Origin of the sequence: Micromonospora globbae (assembly GCF_036184225.1) — a bacterium.
GTDB lineage: Bacteria > Actinomycetota > Actinomycetes > Mycobacteriales > Micromonosporaceae > Micromonospora > Micromonospora globbae.
Genome location: NZ_CP108084.1, coordinates 3,369,465 through 3,384,272 on the forward strand (window position 1 = coordinate 3,369,465; position 14,808 = coordinate 3,384,272).

Annotated in this window: 15 protein-coding genes; 5 read left to right on the plus strand and 10 right to left on the minus strand. The window is 73.0% G+C overall.

What is annotated here, in order from left to right; genetic code table 11:
* Positions 1-48: 48 nt before the first annotated feature.
* Positions 49-693, plus strand: a complete 645-nt coding sequence (locus OG994_RS14880; RefSeq protein WP_328853593.1) for an acyl-CoA-like ligand-binding transcription factor — start codon at positions 49-51, stop codon at positions 691-693.
* A gap of 8 nt (positions 694-701) precedes the next feature.
* Positions 702-2,288: an MDR family MFS transporter gene (locus OG994_RS14885; RefSeq protein ID WP_120331694.1), complete on the plus strand. Its 1,587-nt coding sequence runs from the start codon at positions 702-704 to the stop codon at positions 2,286-2,288.
* 206 nt (positions 2,289-2,494) lie between these two features.
* Here OG994_RS14885 and OG994_RS14890 read toward each other — a convergent pair whose 3' ends face one another.
* Positions 2,495-2,947, minus strand: coding sequence for an ATP-binding protein (locus OG994_RS14890; protein WP_328853594.1), 453 nt, complete (start codon positions 2,945-2,947; stop codon positions 2,495-2,497).
* Between the two features lie 123 nt (positions 2,948-3,070).
* On the opposite strand from OG994_RS14890, the gene OG994_RS14895 reads away from it, so the two are divergent.
* From OG994_RS14895 to OG994_RS14905, 3 genes are all read left to right on the plus strand, one after another.
* Positions 3,071-3,388: an STAS domain-containing protein gene (locus OG994_RS14895; RefSeq protein WP_120331692.1), complete on the plus strand. Its 318-nt coding sequence runs from the start codon at positions 3,071-3,073 to the stop codon at positions 3,386-3,388.
* A gap of 84 nt (positions 3,389-3,472) precedes the next feature.
* Positions 3,473-4,696, plus strand: coding sequence for a PP2C family protein-serine/threonine phosphatase (locus OG994_RS14900; RefSeq protein ID WP_328853595.1), 1,224 nt, complete (start codon positions 3,473-3,475; stop codon positions 4,694-4,696).
* Between the two features lie 107 nt (positions 4,697-4,803).
* Positions 4,804-5,205 carry a DUF2267 domain-containing protein gene (locus OG994_RS14905; protein WP_120331691.1) on the plus strand — a complete coding sequence of 134 codons (402 nt, stop codon included), beginning with the start codon at positions 4,804-4,806 and terminating at the stop codon, positions 5,203-5,205.
* 28 nt (positions 5,206-5,233) lie between these two features.
* Here OG994_RS14905 and OG994_RS14910 read toward each other — a convergent pair whose 3' ends face one another.
* From OG994_RS14910 to OG994_RS14950, 9 genes are all read right to left on the minus strand, one after another.
* Positions 5,234-5,752 carry a hypothetical protein gene (locus OG994_RS14910; RefSeq protein WP_120331690.1) on the minus strand — a complete coding sequence of 173 codons (519 nt, stop codon included), beginning with the start codon at positions 5,750-5,752 and terminating at the stop codon, positions 5,234-5,236.
* 17 nt (positions 5,753-5,769) lie between these two features.
* A complete protein-coding gene (locus OG994_RS14915; RefSeq protein ID WP_158610172.1) occupies positions 5,770-6,609 on the minus strand; it encodes a hypothetical protein in 840 nt (279 codons plus the stop codon).
* A gap of 26 nt (positions 6,610-6,635) precedes the next feature.
* The gene (locus OG994_RS14920; RefSeq protein WP_328853596.1) at positions 6,636-7,883 is read right to left on the minus strand and encodes an MCE family protein; all 1,248 of its coding nucleotides are present in this window, start codon (positions 7,881-7,883) and stop codon (positions 6,636-6,638) included.
* On the minus strand, positions 7,880-9,340 hold the full coding sequence (locus OG994_RS14925) for an MCE family protein (RefSeq protein WP_328853597.1): 1,461 nt from the start codon (positions 9,338-9,340) through the stop codon (positions 7,880-7,882). Before OG994_RS14925 ends, OG994_RS14920 begins: the two co-directional genes overlap by 4 nt.
* A gap of 74 nt (positions 9,341-9,414) precedes the next feature.
* Positions 9,415-10,668, minus strand: a complete 1,254-nt coding sequence (locus OG994_RS14930; RefSeq protein WP_328853598.1) for an MCE family protein — start codon at positions 10,666-10,668, stop codon at positions 9,415-9,417.
* Positions 10,668-11,648 carry an MCE family protein gene (locus OG994_RS14935; RefSeq protein ID WP_328853599.1) on the minus strand — a complete coding sequence of 327 codons (981 nt, stop codon included), beginning with the start codon at positions 11,646-11,648 and terminating at the stop codon, positions 10,668-10,670. The genes OG994_RS14930 and OG994_RS14935 overlap by 1 nt, the downstream gene beginning before the upstream one ends.
* On the minus strand, positions 11,645-12,679 hold the full coding sequence (locus tag OG994_RS14940) for an MCE family protein (RefSeq protein ID WP_328853600.1): 1,035 nt from the start codon (positions 12,677-12,679) through the stop codon (positions 11,645-11,647). Before OG994_RS14940 ends, OG994_RS14935 begins: the two co-directional genes overlap by 4 nt.
* Positions 12,676-14,001, minus strand: a complete 1,326-nt coding sequence (locus OG994_RS14945; protein WP_120331684.1) for an MCE family protein — start codon at positions 13,999-14,001, stop codon at positions 12,676-12,678. The genes OG994_RS14940 and OG994_RS14945 overlap by 4 nt, the downstream gene beginning before the upstream one ends.
* Positions 14,002-14,003: 2 nt before the next feature.
* A complete protein-coding gene (locus OG994_RS14950; RefSeq protein ID WP_456238363.1) occupies positions 14,004-14,807 on the minus strand; it encodes an MlaE family ABC transporter permease in 804 nt (267 codons plus the stop codon).
* Between the last annotated feature and the right edge of the window lies 1 nt (position 14,808).

Here is a 14,808-nt window from a genome sequence, read left to right on the forward strand (position 1 = left end):
CTGGGTGAAAGTTTGCGCGAGCTGAAAGATCGTCCGTACCGTTGCCCGGTGACCTCCCCGCCCTCCCCTGCCGACGGGCTACGGGACCGCAAGAAGCGACAGACCCGGGACGCGCTGGCCACCGCCGCGCTGCGCCTCGTGGCCGAGCGCGGTCTCGAGCACGTGACGGTGGAGGAGATCAGCGCCGCGGCGAACGTCTCCTCGCGGACGTTCTTCAACTACTTCCCGTCCAAGGACGACGCGCTCATCGCCGACCCGTCCGTCGACAGCGCCCGGTTCGTGGCGGACCTCGCCGAGGTGCCGTCCGACGTGCCCGCCCTCGCGGCCGTCCGAGCGGCCATGACCGGGGTCATCGAACGGATCCAGGCCGACCGGGAGAGCTGGCTGCTGCGGATGGTGGTCATCGAGCGCAACCCTTCGTTGCTGCCCCGCCTGGTCACCGCTGGCGCCGAGGTCGAACGCGCGATGATCGAGGCCGTCGCCGCCCGGGTGGGCGTACCCCCGGACCACGGCTTTCCGGCCCTGCTCGTGGCCGTGACCGGCGCCGCGTTCCGCACCGCCATGCTCCGTTGGGCCGCCGCCGGCGGCGCCCGCTCGCTGGCGGAACTGGTCGACGAGGTGTTCGAGGCGCTCGCCGCCGGCCTGCCCGACCCCCGCACCGCCACCCCGCAACCTGCCGCTGCGACAACGTGAGGAAGTTGATGTCCCTACCCACCGCGCCCGCCGACGCTCCCGAGGTCGGCGCGGCACGCATGTCCCGCCGCGAGGTCCTCCAGGCCCTCTCCGGCCTGATGGTCGGCATGTTCGTGTCGATCCTCGCGTCCACGGTCGTGGCGAACGCGCTGCCACGCATCATCGCCGACCTGAACGGCAGCCAGACCGTCTACACCTGGATCGTCACCACCGAACTGCTGGCCATGACGGCGACCGTGCCGCTCTGGGGCAAGATGGCCGACCTCTACAGCAAGAAGCTGCTCATCCAGTTGTCCCTGGCCCTGTTCGTGGTGGGCTCGCTGATCGCCGGTCTCACCCCGAACGTCGAGGTGCTGCTCGTCAGCCGGATCGTCCAGGGCATCGGCGCGGGTGGCATGACGGCCCTGGCCACCATCGTGATGGCCGCCATGATCCCGCCCCGGGAGTTGGGCCGGTACGCGGGCATCTTCGGCGCCGTCTTCGGTGTCGGCACCATCGCCGGCCCGCTGATCGGCGGCGTCCTGGTCGACACGTCCTGGCTCGGCTGGCGCTGGTGCTTCCTGATCGGCGTGCCGTTCACCCTCCTGTCGATCTTCCTGCTCCAGCGGACGCTGCACCTGCCGGTCGTCCGCCGCGAGGTCCGCATCGACTGGCTCGGCGCCGCGCTGATCACGACCGGCGTCTCCGTGCTGCTGGTGTGGTCGTCGCTCGCCGGCAACAAGTTCGCCTGGGCGTCGGGCTGGACCGCGTTGATGGTCATCGGCGGCGTCGTCCTGCTCGCGGTGGCGGTGTACGTGGAGTCCCGGGCCGCCGAGCCGATCATCCCGCTGGAGATCTTCCGGAGCCGCACGGTCTCGCTGGCCACCATCGCCAGCGTGCTGGTCGGCCTCGCGATGTTCGGCGGCACCGTCTTCCTGTCCCAGTACTTCCAGATCTCGCTCGGCAAGTCGCCGACGGTGGCGGGCCTCATGAGCCTCCCGATGGTCTTCGGCCTGCTCGTCTCGTCGACCGTCGCCGGGCAGCTCATCACGAAGTACGGGCGCTGGAAGGCGTACCTGGTGGCCGGAGCCGCGATCATGACCGTCGGCATGGTCCTGCTCGGCACGATCGACGCGGGGACCAGCCTGGTCGTCCTGTCGATCTACATGGCGGTGCTCGGCATCGGTGTCGGCATGCTCATGCAGAACCTGGTCCTCGCGGCGCAGAACGACGTGCCCGCCCACGAGCTCGGCGCGGCCACGTCGGTGCTCACGTTCTTCCGCAGCATGGGCGGCGCGATCGGCGTGAGCGCCCTGGGCGCCGTCCTCGCCAACCGGGTCACCGACCTCATGACCGAGAAGCTCGGCCCGGCCGCGGCCGGTGGAGGCTCGACCGCCGAGGTGCCGGACCTCTCCCTGCTGCCGGAACCGGTGCTGCGCGTCGTGCAGGAGGTCTACGGCACCGCCACCGCCGAGCTGTTCCTGATCGGCGCGCCGCTGGCCCTGCTCGCCATGGTCGTGGTCTTCTTCATCCGGGAGAAGCCGCTGCACACCCTCAGCGGTGAGGAGCGGCGGGCCCAGGAGGAGGCCGCCCGGACGGCGTCCCTGTCCCACTGAGAAACCCCCACCCGGACGGGGTCCCGTGGCGCCGGCACCGCGCCGCGGGGCCCCTTCTGCGTACGCGGGAGGGGCCGGCGTGGCGCGTCGCCCGGCGCCACCCACCGGCCTCGCCCGGCGCGGTCCGGCGCCGCCCACCGGCCTCGCCCGGCGCGGTCGCCCGGCCGACGGACGCCTGACCTGGCCGGCCACCCACCCGGAGGCGATCAGCGGGTGTCGATGGGGCGGTCGGATGTCACACGGTGGGACACGGCGGCGCTCAAGGTGACGACGGTACCGGCGGTGGAGGTGTCGATGGTCACGTTCTCGCACAGGTGGTGCACCAGCCAGAGCCCGCGGCCGCCCAGCGTCTGCGGTGACGGCAGGCGGGGTGAGAGGTCACCCGGAATCCCGGCGCCGTGGTCCCGGACCGTGACGACGACCGCACCCGGGCTGGTTTCGACCGTGACGTCGGCGCTGCCCCCGCCGTGCTGGATGGCGTTGATCATCACCTCGTTCACGGCGATGGTGAACTGTTCCGCCCGCTCCGGCGCCAGCCCCACGCCCAGTGCCGCGTCCGTCACGCGGTGTCGTACGGCGACGACACCGGGCGCCGTGACACCGTGCAGCGTCGCCCCGTCCGCACCGGGACGGGGTGTTCCGGGTGATGTCACATCCACAACGTCCTCATCGCCGGAGATTAACCGCCGCCGGCGTCACGCGCCGGAGACGGCGCGCTGCCGGTGCCTCACTATAAAGTCAGCACGTTCGCCCAGCATCGGCAGCGAGAGGAGGAGCGCGGCGTGGCGCTGTCGTTCTCCCAACACCGTGACACCGGTGTCGTCACGGTGATGGCGCGCGGTGAGGTCGACCTGTCCACCGCGGACGACCTGCAGCGGGAGGTCGAGGCCGCCGTCCGGGGCGACTCCACGGCGGTCACCGTCGATCTCGGTGAGGTGACCTTCCTGGATTCGGCCGGGATCAACGTGCTGCTCAGGGGGCGACGGCTCGCCGACGAACACGGCAAGCCCTACCACGTCACCAACGCCCAGGGGATCGTCCGCCAACTCCTGCGCATGACCGGGGTGTGGGACCATCTCTGCGCACCCGAGGGCGGGTAACGCATTGCGGCAGGAAGGGGCGGCTTCGCGCCGGGACGGAACGCCTCCGGCAGGGACGGACGGGCGGTCGAGGATGCGATGGTGATGAACGGTGACATCTCACACGCCGGCAGCGAGGAGAAGCTCCGCCGGCTCCAGAGCGTGACCGACGCCGCCCTCTCCCAGCTCGGCCTCGAGGACCTGCTCGACGAGCTGCTGGAGCGGACCCGCGACCTCCTCCGAGCCGACACCGCCGCGATCCTGCTTGTCGACCCCACCGGCACCGAGCTGGTCGCCACCGCCGCGAGCGGCCTCGAGCAGGAGGTCCGGCAGGGTGTACGGCTCCCGGTCGGCCGCGGCTTCGCCGGCACGGTGGCGGCCCGGGGCGAACCGGTCATGATCGAACGGGTCGACGACACGACCGTGCTCAACCCCATCCTGGTCACCCGAGGTGTGGTCTCCGTGCTCGGCGTGCCCATGCTGAACGGCGCGCAGGTCATCGGCGTCCTGCACGTCGGCACGCTGACCCCGCGGCGCTTCACACCCGACGACGTCGAGCTGCTCCGGCTGGTCGCCGACCGGGCCAGCCTCGCGACGCAGGCCCGGATGTCGCGCCTCGACCGCGCCGCCGCCGTGGCTCTCCAGCGGAGCCTGCTGCCGGCACGTCCGCAGGCGGTGCCCGGGCTCGACGTGGCCGCCCGTTACGTGCCCGGCACCGAGGTCGGCGTGGGCGGCGACTGGTACGACCTCTTCCCTCTGCCGTCCGGGCACATCGGAATCACCATCGGCGACGTGGCCGGCAACGGCCTGCGGGCGGCCGTGGTGATGGGCCGAATCCGCAGCGCCCTGCGCGCGTACGCGCTGGAGACGGACGACCCCGCCGAGGTCCTCACCCGCCTCGACCGCAAGGTGCAGCTCTTCGAGCCGGGCGCCATGGCCACCGTGATCTACGCCGTCCTCGACCCGAGCCTGCGGACGATGGTCATGTCGAGCGCCGGTCACCTGCCGCCGCTCGTCGCCGAGCCGGGCGAGCCGACCCGCATCATCGAGGTCGTCCCCGACCTCCCCCTCGGCGCCTACCGGGACACGCCCCGCCGCACCACGCGCGCCGAACTGGCGCCCGGCGGCTGCCTGTTCCTCTACACCGACGGCCTCATCGAACGCCGCACCCGGGCACTGGACGAAGGCGTCGACCTGCTGCGCCGCTCGCTCACCTGCCAGCCGGCCGACGCCATGTGCAGCACGGCGATGGCGGCCCTGCTCACCGAGGCCGCCGCCGCGGACGACGTCGCCGTCCTGGCCGTCCGGCGTGTCGACGCGTCCGGCTGACGGGGGCGGGTCGCGCCCGCCCCGCACCGCGGACGTCCCGCGCCGCGGTTTGCGGCCCCCGGCGCGCGGGTAGTCGCCGCTGTCCGTCGGAGAGAAAGGCCGCGAAGGTGGAGAACAGCGAGTTCATCGACTCGGTGGCGAAGCGACTGCGGACCTCGCCCGAGCAGGCGACGGCCATCACGCGCGCCACGCTCACCACGCTGGCCGAGCGGATCGAGAGCGGGGAGGCGAAGGATCTCGCCGCCCAGCTCCCCGAGGAACTGCGCGCGTACGCCCACGGGCCCGCCGGGGAGACCGGCCGGTTCAGCTTCACCTCGTTCATCAACCAGGTGCGTGGCCGGGCCGAGGTGGACGACTCGACGGCCCGGGACGGGGTGCGCGCGGTCTTCGACACGCTGCGCGAGGCCATCCCGCCGGGCGCGTACGACGACGTGATCACCCAGCTTCCCGCCGACTTCTGGCAGCTCACCGACTCGGCTGGCCGGTACGACGGTCGCCGCGGCGGCTGAGCCGACCGGCGGGAAGCGACAGCCCGGTTCAGATCGCCGTGGCCTGGGCGACCTTCCACTCGTCACCGACCGGCACCAGGGTCAGCACCACCCGGTTCTGGTCGACCTTCTCCCCCGCCGTGCTGACGTTACGCCGGTACTGGTTGAGGTAGACGAGGAGTTCCACCCGGTCTGCCTCGGCGCTCACCACCCCGGTGGCCGACACCTCAGCCAGCACCACCGCCTGCTGTTTGCCGGCCGTCTCCTTGAGGGTCGCGGTGGTCCTGGCGTACTCGTCGGCGAAGGCGCCGGTGGCGAAGGTCCGCCCGTTCGCGACGCTCTCGTCGAACGTGCGGTAGTCGTACGAGAAGATGGCCTTCGCCGCCGCCGGCGCGGTGGCCAGTGCCTGCCGTACCGCCTCGTCGCGTCGGGCGACGGTCCGGTCGCCGTACCAGCCCAGGGCCGCGACGGCCGCCGCGAGCACGGTCGCGACGGCGAGCGCCGCCACGAGGGGGACCCGGCGGCGGTGCGGGGCACCGGCTCGCCGCGAGAGGCGCGGGACACGCATGACGGACCTCCTCCGCGTCAACCGACGAACTGCAGTTTTGCCACGAGCCAGTCACCGGAGTCACGGTCGCGGACCATGTCGAGTTGGATCCGGTAGTGCGACGGCCGGCCCTGTGGCGCCTTGACGTTCTTCACTGTGGCGTCGACGGCGACCAGCACCACCGCCCGCCGCCGGTCACCCGACACCAGCCCGGCGCGCAGCACGGTGCCCTGCGACTCCACCTTGTTCTCCACCACGGCGGTGCGCACCTGCGCCTGGCCGCGGGTGAACTCCTCCTTGAACTCACCGGTCGCGCCGGCGGTGATCCGCTGGAGGTCACGGTCGACGCTCGCCGCGCTCACCGAGACGAAGTTGACGCTCGCCTGTTTGGCGGCGGCGAGAGCGCCCTGCCGGGACTGCTCGGTCGCCCGTGCCGAGTACCAGCGATGCCCGTACACCCCGGCAGCGGCGAGGGTCGCGGCGAGCAGCACCAGCAGCAGGCCGGCGAGGGCGCGACGGCGACCGGAGCCGGCGCCCCGACGGCCGTCACCGGCGGTCCGCCCGGCCGGGGCAGGGTCGGTCGCGGCCTCGCCGTCGACGGCCGACACGTCCCGATCGGCCGCGGGTCCGCGGTCACCGTCGCCGACGGTCGGGTCCGGCAGGTCCTCGATCTCGGCCGGGTCCCCGACAACCGTCAGGTCACCGGCCTCCAGGGGGTCCTCCACCGGTTCCTGGTCGAGTCGCTCCAGCACATCCTCGATGCGTCCGGCCGGGACCGGAGGGGTCCGGGTGACGATCCGGCGCCGCACGGGCCGGCCGGGCGTGCCGGCCTTCGCCCCCTTGATCACTCTGAACGTCCGCTCCCTGCGGGTCGGCACGCCGTCACCTCCTTCGTCGTCGCCGGTCACGGTGTCACCCCGGCGAGCAGCAACTGCTTCCACGACTGGTCTCCGGCCGTGCGGTACTGCCCGCCGGTGCCGCCGAACTGCAGCGGTCGCCCGTCCGAGCCGAGCACCAGGCCGCTCGCGGGGTCGTACCCGACGACGGCGGCCGGCGACGGTCCAGCGGCGCCGGATGCCGGAGAAGTTTTCGGGCCGCCCGGGTGGGGGGCGTTGCCGGCGCCGCGCACGCTTCCGCCGGCCGCTCGGTCCCGGTCGGTGCACCGCTTCTCGCCGTCGGAGTACACACAGGAGGGCGGGTCGTTGACGTTGAGCACCAGGCCGAGGTGGGCCGTGCCGTCGCCCGGGGTGACCGTGAAGCCGCCGGCCACGGCGATCGGATAGACCACGAGCAGCTGCTCGATGCCGGGCAGACGCCGGGCGGCGATCCCGCCCGTGGTCACGAGGTTGCCGAGCAGGGTGCCGACCGTCGGCTCCAGCCCGCGCAGCAACGCCCGCAGCTCCGCGCCGGCCGGCGGGCCCTCGGCGAGCAGCCGGCGCAGGTCCGGGTCGGCGGAGCGGACCGTGGCCGCGAGCGCTGCGAGGCCCGCCGACCAGCGGCGCAGGGCTTCGGTCGACTCGGCCTGGGTGGTCAGCACGGTACGCCCGTCGCGGATCAGAGCCAGTGTCTCGGGCAGCCGCGCGGCGGCGTCGGCGAGCAACGCGTCGCCGGTGTCGAGGATGCGGGCCAGGGCCTGCTCGTTGCCCTCGAACGCCGCGCCCAGTTCGCTGACGACCACGGTCAGGTCCTCTGGGTCCACCGAGCGCACCAGCGCGTCCAGGTTCGTCAGCAGCGTCTCCGGGGCGAGTGGAACGCCGGTGCGATCGGCCGGGATCACCGCACCGTCGGTGAGGTAGGGACCGCCGTCCCGGTCCGGGCGCAGGTCGACGTACTGCTCGCCGACGGCCGAGCGCTGCGTGACGACCGCCCGCAGCGCCACGGGGACCCGTACGCCGCGCTGGATGCGGAGGTCGGCCCGCACACCCCCGTCGCGCAGTTCCACGGCGGTGACGCGACCCACCGGCACGCCGCGGTAGGTGACCGGAGCATGGGGGAAGATGCCGCCGGCCCGGGCGAGGTCGAGGTGGACGAGGTACCCGGCGCCGAGCAGCCGGTCACCGAGCCCGACGTAGCGGACGCCCACGTACCCGATACCGAGCAGGCTCACCAGCACGAACACGAGGACCTGAAGCTTCGTGGTACGTCCGATCACGGCAGCAACCCTCCACCCAGCACGTCATCCAGATCACCGATCAGCCCGGTCACCGCGCCGGTCACCGGCAGCAGGCACTCGGCGGTCAGCACCGTCCCGGGGAGCAGTTCCGTCCCGGCCGGGAACGCGGTGCCGGGCGGCACCAGACCCTTGGGCAGGATCAACCCGCCGAGCGGCACCTCCGAGCCGGGTTTCAGCAGCTTGCAGCCCTTCGGCAGCAGGCAGTCGGTGGGCGGCGTCCAGGTGGACGGGAAGTGCTTCAGGTCGGGCAGACACTCGGTCAACGGCGGCACCTCGGACGCGGGCTTCTCGTCGTCATCGGGGCCGTCGGGTCGTGGACGCGGGGCGGTCGGGCTCCCGCCGGACGGCGGCCGGCGGGAGCCGGGCGCGGACGGCCGCGCCGTCGCACGTTCCGGTGGCGGCCCCGCCACGACCAGGTTGGCCAGGATGGTGGCGGCGTCGAGGTCGGCGGTGATCGAGAGGTTCACGAAGTCGCCGACGATCGCGCCGGTGACGTTCGGCGGGAACGGATACGACAGCATGAAGTCCAGCGACTTCGGCAGGTCGTCCCCGGCACGCGCGAGCTGCTCCAGGATCGGTTGCAGCGCCCTCACGCCGGCCAGCGTGTCGTCCCGGCTGCGGTTGACGACCCGGGTGCCGACGCGGCCCAGCTCGCCGAGGGCGGTCAGCGCGGCGGTGAGCTGGGCGCGCTGGTCGGCCAGCACGGTCAGCCCCGGTGCGAGCGAGTCGAGCGCCTCGCCGACCACCTGCCGCTGCCGGGAGAGCCGGTCGGTCAGCCGGTCGAGCGCCTCGATGGCACGCACCAGGTCGGCCTTCTGCCGTTCCAGCCCACCCACGAACGCGTCGAGCTGCCGCAGTGCGTCGCGGACGGCGGGTTCCCGCCCGTCGAGGGCTCCGGCCAGCTCCTCGTTGATCGTCCGTAGCTGGGCCAGCCCACCGCCGTTGAGCAGCAGACCGAGGGCGGCGAGCACCTCCTCGACCTCGGCGCCGCGCTGCGTACGCGACAGCGGGATGACGTCGCCGTCGGCGAGCCGACCGGACGCCCCGGTGGGCGGCGCGTCCACCGTCACGTACTTCTCGCCGAGCAGGCTGCTCTGGCGCACCGCCGCGGTGGCGTTGGCGGGCAGCCGCACCGCGCGGTCGATCCGCAGCCGGACCCGGGCGGTCCAGCCGGCCAGCGAGATCTTCTCCACGCTGCCCACGGTCACGTCGTCGACCTTGACGGCGGCCTGCGGCACCAGGTCGAGCACGTCGCTGAACTCGGCGGTGACGGTGTAGCCGGCGCCGGCCGGGGCGCCGCCGGGCAGCGGCAGGTCGGCCAGCTCCGGCAGGCCGCACCCGGCGGGCAGCAGCAGCGCCGCGAGTGCGCCGGTCAGCGCCCGCCGCACCCGGGCACCGACCGCACGCTGACCTCCGCTGACCGGCGCACGGCTCACGCTGCCACCGCCGGCGCGGGGGCGAGCCTGCCGTCGGTTCCCGACGACGCGCCGCGCGAACCCACTCGCCGCGCTCACGACCCACCTCCCAGGATGCCGCCGAGGGTGAGATCACGGGTGATGCCGGGGCCGCCCGGCACCAGGTCGGGGCCGGCACCACCGGAGGAGGAGCTGACCGGAGGATTCGCCGGTGGTGTCGAGCCGGTCGACCTGGTGCCGGGCGGCGGCTTGAGGAGCCCGCGGAGCTGGTCGGTCATCGGAAGGCCGCGGGCGTGCAGGGTCTGGGCCAGCGCCCTGCAGGTCTCGGGCACCTCGGCGCCCGGGAGCTGGTCGACGATCAGGGAGCAGACGAACCCGGCCGGGTCGTACGGGCCCATGACGTTGTCCCGGGTGTCCAACGTCCCCGAACGGGGGTTGTACGCCAGCGCGAGGTTGTTGAGGGCCAGCGGCGTCACGTCGAGGATGTCGATGACCGCCTTCTGCTGCCGTACGAGCACGCCGGTGACGTCGGCCAGCGCGGCGACGTTGCCGGTCAGCTCGTCGCGGTTGCTCCGGACGAACGCGGTGACGTCGGCCAGCGCGGCGGCGAGGTTGCGCAGGGCCGCGGCCAGTTCGTCCCGTTCCCCGGCGAGTTGCTCGGCCACGTCGGCGAGCTGCTGCTGGAAGCCCCGCACCTGCTGATCGCTGCGCGCGAGCGCAGTGGTGAACCGCTGCAGGTTGGCCACCGACCCGAACAGGTCCTGTCGTCCGTCGGAGAGCGTGTCGAGCGCTCGGGACAGCCCGTCCAGGGTCTCGTGAAGGTCGTCGCCGTTCCCGTCCAGGTTGGCCCGTCCGGCGGCGAGCAGGTCGGAGAGCGCGCCGTCCGCGTTCGCGCCCTGCGGGCCGAGCGCCCGGTTGAAGTCGTCGAGCGCCTGGTAGATCTCGTCGATCTCCATGGGGGCGGCGGTGCGGGTGACCGGGATCTCGGCGCCGTCGGGAAGCGCGGCGCCACCGGTGAACGCGGGCGTGAGCTGGACGTACCGGTCGCTCACGACGCTGGGCGGGACGATCACGGCCTGGGCGTCGGCGGGAACGGCCACCGCCGGGTCGTAGCGCATGGTCACCCGGACCACCCGCCCCTGCGGGGTGACGGCCTCCACCTCGCCGACCCGGACGCCGAGCACCCGCACGTCGGAGCCGGGGTAGACGCCCACGGCCCGGGTGAAGTAGGCGACCACCCGCCGCTGCGGTTCCTGCCGCTGCCACAGCACCGCGCCCACGGCGAGCGCGGTCACCAGCACGGTGGCGGCGGCCACCGGCCGGCGCCAGCCTCGGATCGGGTGCGGCATCAGCGTCCTCCCGTCGGCGCGTAGGGCTGCAACAGACCGCTGACGTACGAGTCGAACCAGCGGCCGTTGCCGACCACGTTGGCGAAGGCGGTGACGAACGGGGCCATCCGCTGGACGGTCCGCTCCAGCTCGTCGCGGTTGCGCTGCAGGACGGCCACCACGTCGCGCAGCTTGCGCAGCGCCGGTTCGAGCTGAGCGCGGTTGTCGGCCACCAGTCCGGACAGCTCCCGGGCCAGCTCGTCGGTGCCGACGAGCAGTCGGTGGATGGCGTCCCGGCGCCGGCTGACCTCGGCCAGCAGCGCCTCGCCGTCGGCGACCAGCTTGCGGAACTCCTCGTCGCGGGTGGCGAGCACGTCGGTGACCTGACGGGCGCGGCCGAGCAGGGACCGCAGCTCCGCGTCCCGCTCGGCGACCGTCCGCGACAGCCGGGAGAGCCCGGTCAGGGACGAGCGGACGCCGGCGGGGGTGTCGGCGAACGTGTCGGTGAGCGTGCGGAACGCGGTGGCCAGTTGGTCGGTGTCGACCCGGTCGAGGGTGTCGGCCAGCCCCGTGACCGCCTGCACCACGTCGAACGGCGCGGCCGTACGATCGAGCGGGATCTGCCCGCCCTCGGGCAGCCGGCCGGGTCCGGCCGGTGCCAGGGCCAGGTACTTCTGACCGAGCACGGTCTTGATGCGGATGGTGGCGGCGGTGTCCCGGCCGATCCGTACGCCGTCGTCGTCGACCCGGAACCGGACCCGCACGTACGGCTGCGACCCGCGAGCGAGTTCCACCGCCGTGACCGTGCCGACCCGTACGCCGGCCACCCGCACCTCGTTGCCGGTGGCGAGCCCGCTCGCGTCACGGAAGGCGGCCTGGTACGTCCGGCCGGTGAGCGCGGCCAGCCGGTCGAGCTGAAAGGCTCCCAGCAGGGCTGCCACGACCACGGTCAGCCCGACCGCGCCGACGACGACGGGATTGCGTTCGCGGAAGGATCTCACCGGCTTCCTCCGGAGCTGCAGCGGGCGGTCGGGGCGCTGAAGGTCGCCGGGTTGAGTGGGGCGTGGCCGGCGACCGCCACCCGCCCGTCGAAGTCACACAGGTAGAAGTTGAACCAGGAGCCGTACGAGGCGACCCGGGTGAGCGACTCGTACCGCTCCGGCAACCGGCCGAGGGTGCCGTCGATGACGGCGGCGTTGCGGTCGAGGGTGTCGGCGAGTTCGCCCAGTGCCCGTACGTCGGCGGCCAGCGGGGGTCGTGCGTCCTGGAGCAGCCCGGCCGTCACGTCGGTGAGTTCGCCGAGGTTGGTCAGCGCGTCGCCGATGGCGGTGCGGTCCGCGGCGAGACCTGAGACGAACCGCTGCACCTGACTGATCGTCCGGTCGAGCTCGGCGTCCCGGCCGGCGAGGGTGGTGAGCACCTGGTTGAGGTTGGTGATCACGCGGCCGATGACGGCGTCCCGGTCGGCGAGGGTGTTGGTCAGCGAGGCGGTGCGTTGCAGCAGGCTCGACACGGTCCCGCCCTCGCCCTGGAACACCTGGATGATCTCGTAGGCGAGCTTGTTGACGTCGTCCGGGTCCAGCGCGGTGAACAGCGGCCGGAACCCGTTGAACAGTGTGGTGAGGTCGAGCGCCGGAGTGGTCTGGGCGAGCGGGATCAGGCCCTCGGCGGGCAGCGGCCGGCCGTCCCCCGGCCCCTCGGTCAGCGCGAGGTAGCGCTGGCCCACCAGGTTCCGGTAGCGGATCTTGGCACGGACGCTGGTGGCCACCGGCAGGTCGGCGCTGACCGTGAAGGCCACCTCGGCGACGCTGTCGTCGACCACGCGGATGTCGGTGACCTTGCCGACCCGCACCCCCGCGACCCGGACGTCGTCGCCGGGAAGCAGGCCGGTGACATCGGTGAACCGGGCCCGATAGGTGACGCCGCCGGCGGGGAACGCGCCGAGGGTCTGTGCCAGCAGCCCGGTCAGCAGCACCGTGACGGTGGCGAAGATCAGCAGCTTCACCAGCGGGGCGACGGTCTTCCCGGTCATCGGGCGTTCACCACCCCTCCGCGCAGGAGCGGCCCCCACAGCAGGACCGCGACGTCCGGCACCTCCTCCGGCAGAAGGCCGGTGAGCGCGCCGACGAGCGGCTTGACCAGGGCCTGCTCCTCGTCGGTGCCGGCCCGGCCCATCTCGACGGGCAGGCTGCCGTCGGCGGGCAGGTCGGGCCGCGCGGCAGCGGATTGCTTCGCGGGCTCCCGGGTCGGCACACCGACGTGCAGCAGCGGGTGCGGCCGGTCGCCCGAATAGTCGTAACCGTCGGTGACCGGCACTTCCGGCGCGGGTACCGGCGGGTGCGGCAGACCGTGGCACTGGGGCCCGTTCCGCGCGCCGTACACGGGCTCGTCCCGGCCCGGCTCGTACGGCCCGCCGTCGCGTGTCACCTCGAGCGTGATGTGCATCCGCCCGCCCGCGAAGACCTCCTCCACCCGTGGCTGCAGCGCGACGAGTCCGTCGACCAGGCACGGGTACTCGGGGGCGTACGTGGCGAGCAGCTCCAGCACCGGCCGGCTGACCGCGCCGAGCCGGATGAGCTGGTCGCCGTGCCGGTCGAGGAAGCCCTCGGCGACCTCGGCCGTTCCGGTCGTGTCGGCGAGGAACGCGGCGAGCTGGGTGCGCTGGTCGGTGACGGTCGTGGCGGTGACGGTGACGTCGCGCAGCAGGGCGAGCAGGTCCGGCAGCGCGGCGTCGTAGCTGTCCAGCACAGTGGCGAGCTTCCGTACGTCCTCGGTGATCGTGGGCATCGCCGGGTTGAGTTCCCGCAGGTAGGCGCCCAGCCGCTCGACGGTCGCGCCGAGCTGCTCGCCGCGTCCCTCGAGCGCGGTGGCGAGCGCGGCGAGCGTGGCGGCGAGCTGGTCGGGGCGGATCGACTGCAGCAGCGGCAGCGCCTCGTCCAGCACCCGCTCCAGCTCCACCGCGGTGCGGCTGCGGTCCTGGCCGATGACCGAGCCGTCGCGGATCGGTCCGGCGTCCGTGCCGGCCGGCGGGACCAGCTCCACGTAGCGCTCGCCGAAGAGAGTCTTGGGCAGCAGGCGGGCGGTCACGTCGGCCGGGATCCGGCCGGTGCGGGCCGGGTCGAGCGCCAGCCGTAGCACGGCGCCCTGGCCGGTGCCGCGCACCGAACGCACCTCGCCGACGAGCACGCCGCGTACCTTCACGTCGGCGCCCTCCGTGAGCTGGAGGCCAGCGCGGTCGGCGTGCAGGGTGACCCAGGCGACGGGGGTGAATGCCTTGCGGTACTGCAGCACCGAGGCGGTCAGCGCCGCGGTCAGCACGGCGATGAACACGATGCCGAGGACACGATGTCTCATGCTCACCCCGCGATCCGGACGGTGGTGGTGGCGCCCCAGATGGCCAGGGACAGGAAGAAGTCGACGACGTTGACCGCCACGATGGCCAGCCGGACCGCCCGCCCGACGGCGACGCCGACGCCGGCCGGGCCGCCACTCGCGGTGTAGCCGTACCAGCAGTGCACGAGCACGACGATCACGCTGAACACCAGCACCTTGCCGAACGACCAGAGGACGTCACCGGGCGGCAGGAAGAGGTGGAAGTAGTAGTCGTACGTGCCGGCGGACTGTCCGAAGTAGCAGACGGCGATGGTGCGGGTGGCCAGGTAGCTGGCGAGCAGGCCCACCACGTACAGCGGGATGACGGCGATGAAGCCGGCGATCATCCGGGTGGTGACGAGGAACGGCAGCGACGGCACGCCCATCACCTCGAGGGCGTCCACCTCCTCGGAGATCCGCATGGCGCCGAGCTGTGCGGTGAACCCGCAGCCGACGGTGGCCGACAGGGCCAGCGCCGCCACCAGCGGCGAGATCTCCCGGGTGTTGAAGTACGCGGAGACGAATCCGGTGAACGCGCTGCTGCCGAGCTGGTGGAGCGCCTGGTAGCCCTGCAATCCCACCTCGGTGCCGGTGAAGAAGGTGAGGAAGCAGATCACCCCGACGGTGCCGCCGAGCACCGCGAGGGCGCCCCTGCCGAAGCTGATCTCCGCGAGCAGCCGTACCACCTCGCGCTTGTAGCGGCGCAGCGTGCGCGGGCTCCAGGCGAACGCCCGCAGGTAGAAGGCGAGCTGCCCGCCCAGCCCGTCGAGGAGTCGCAGCAGCGCCACG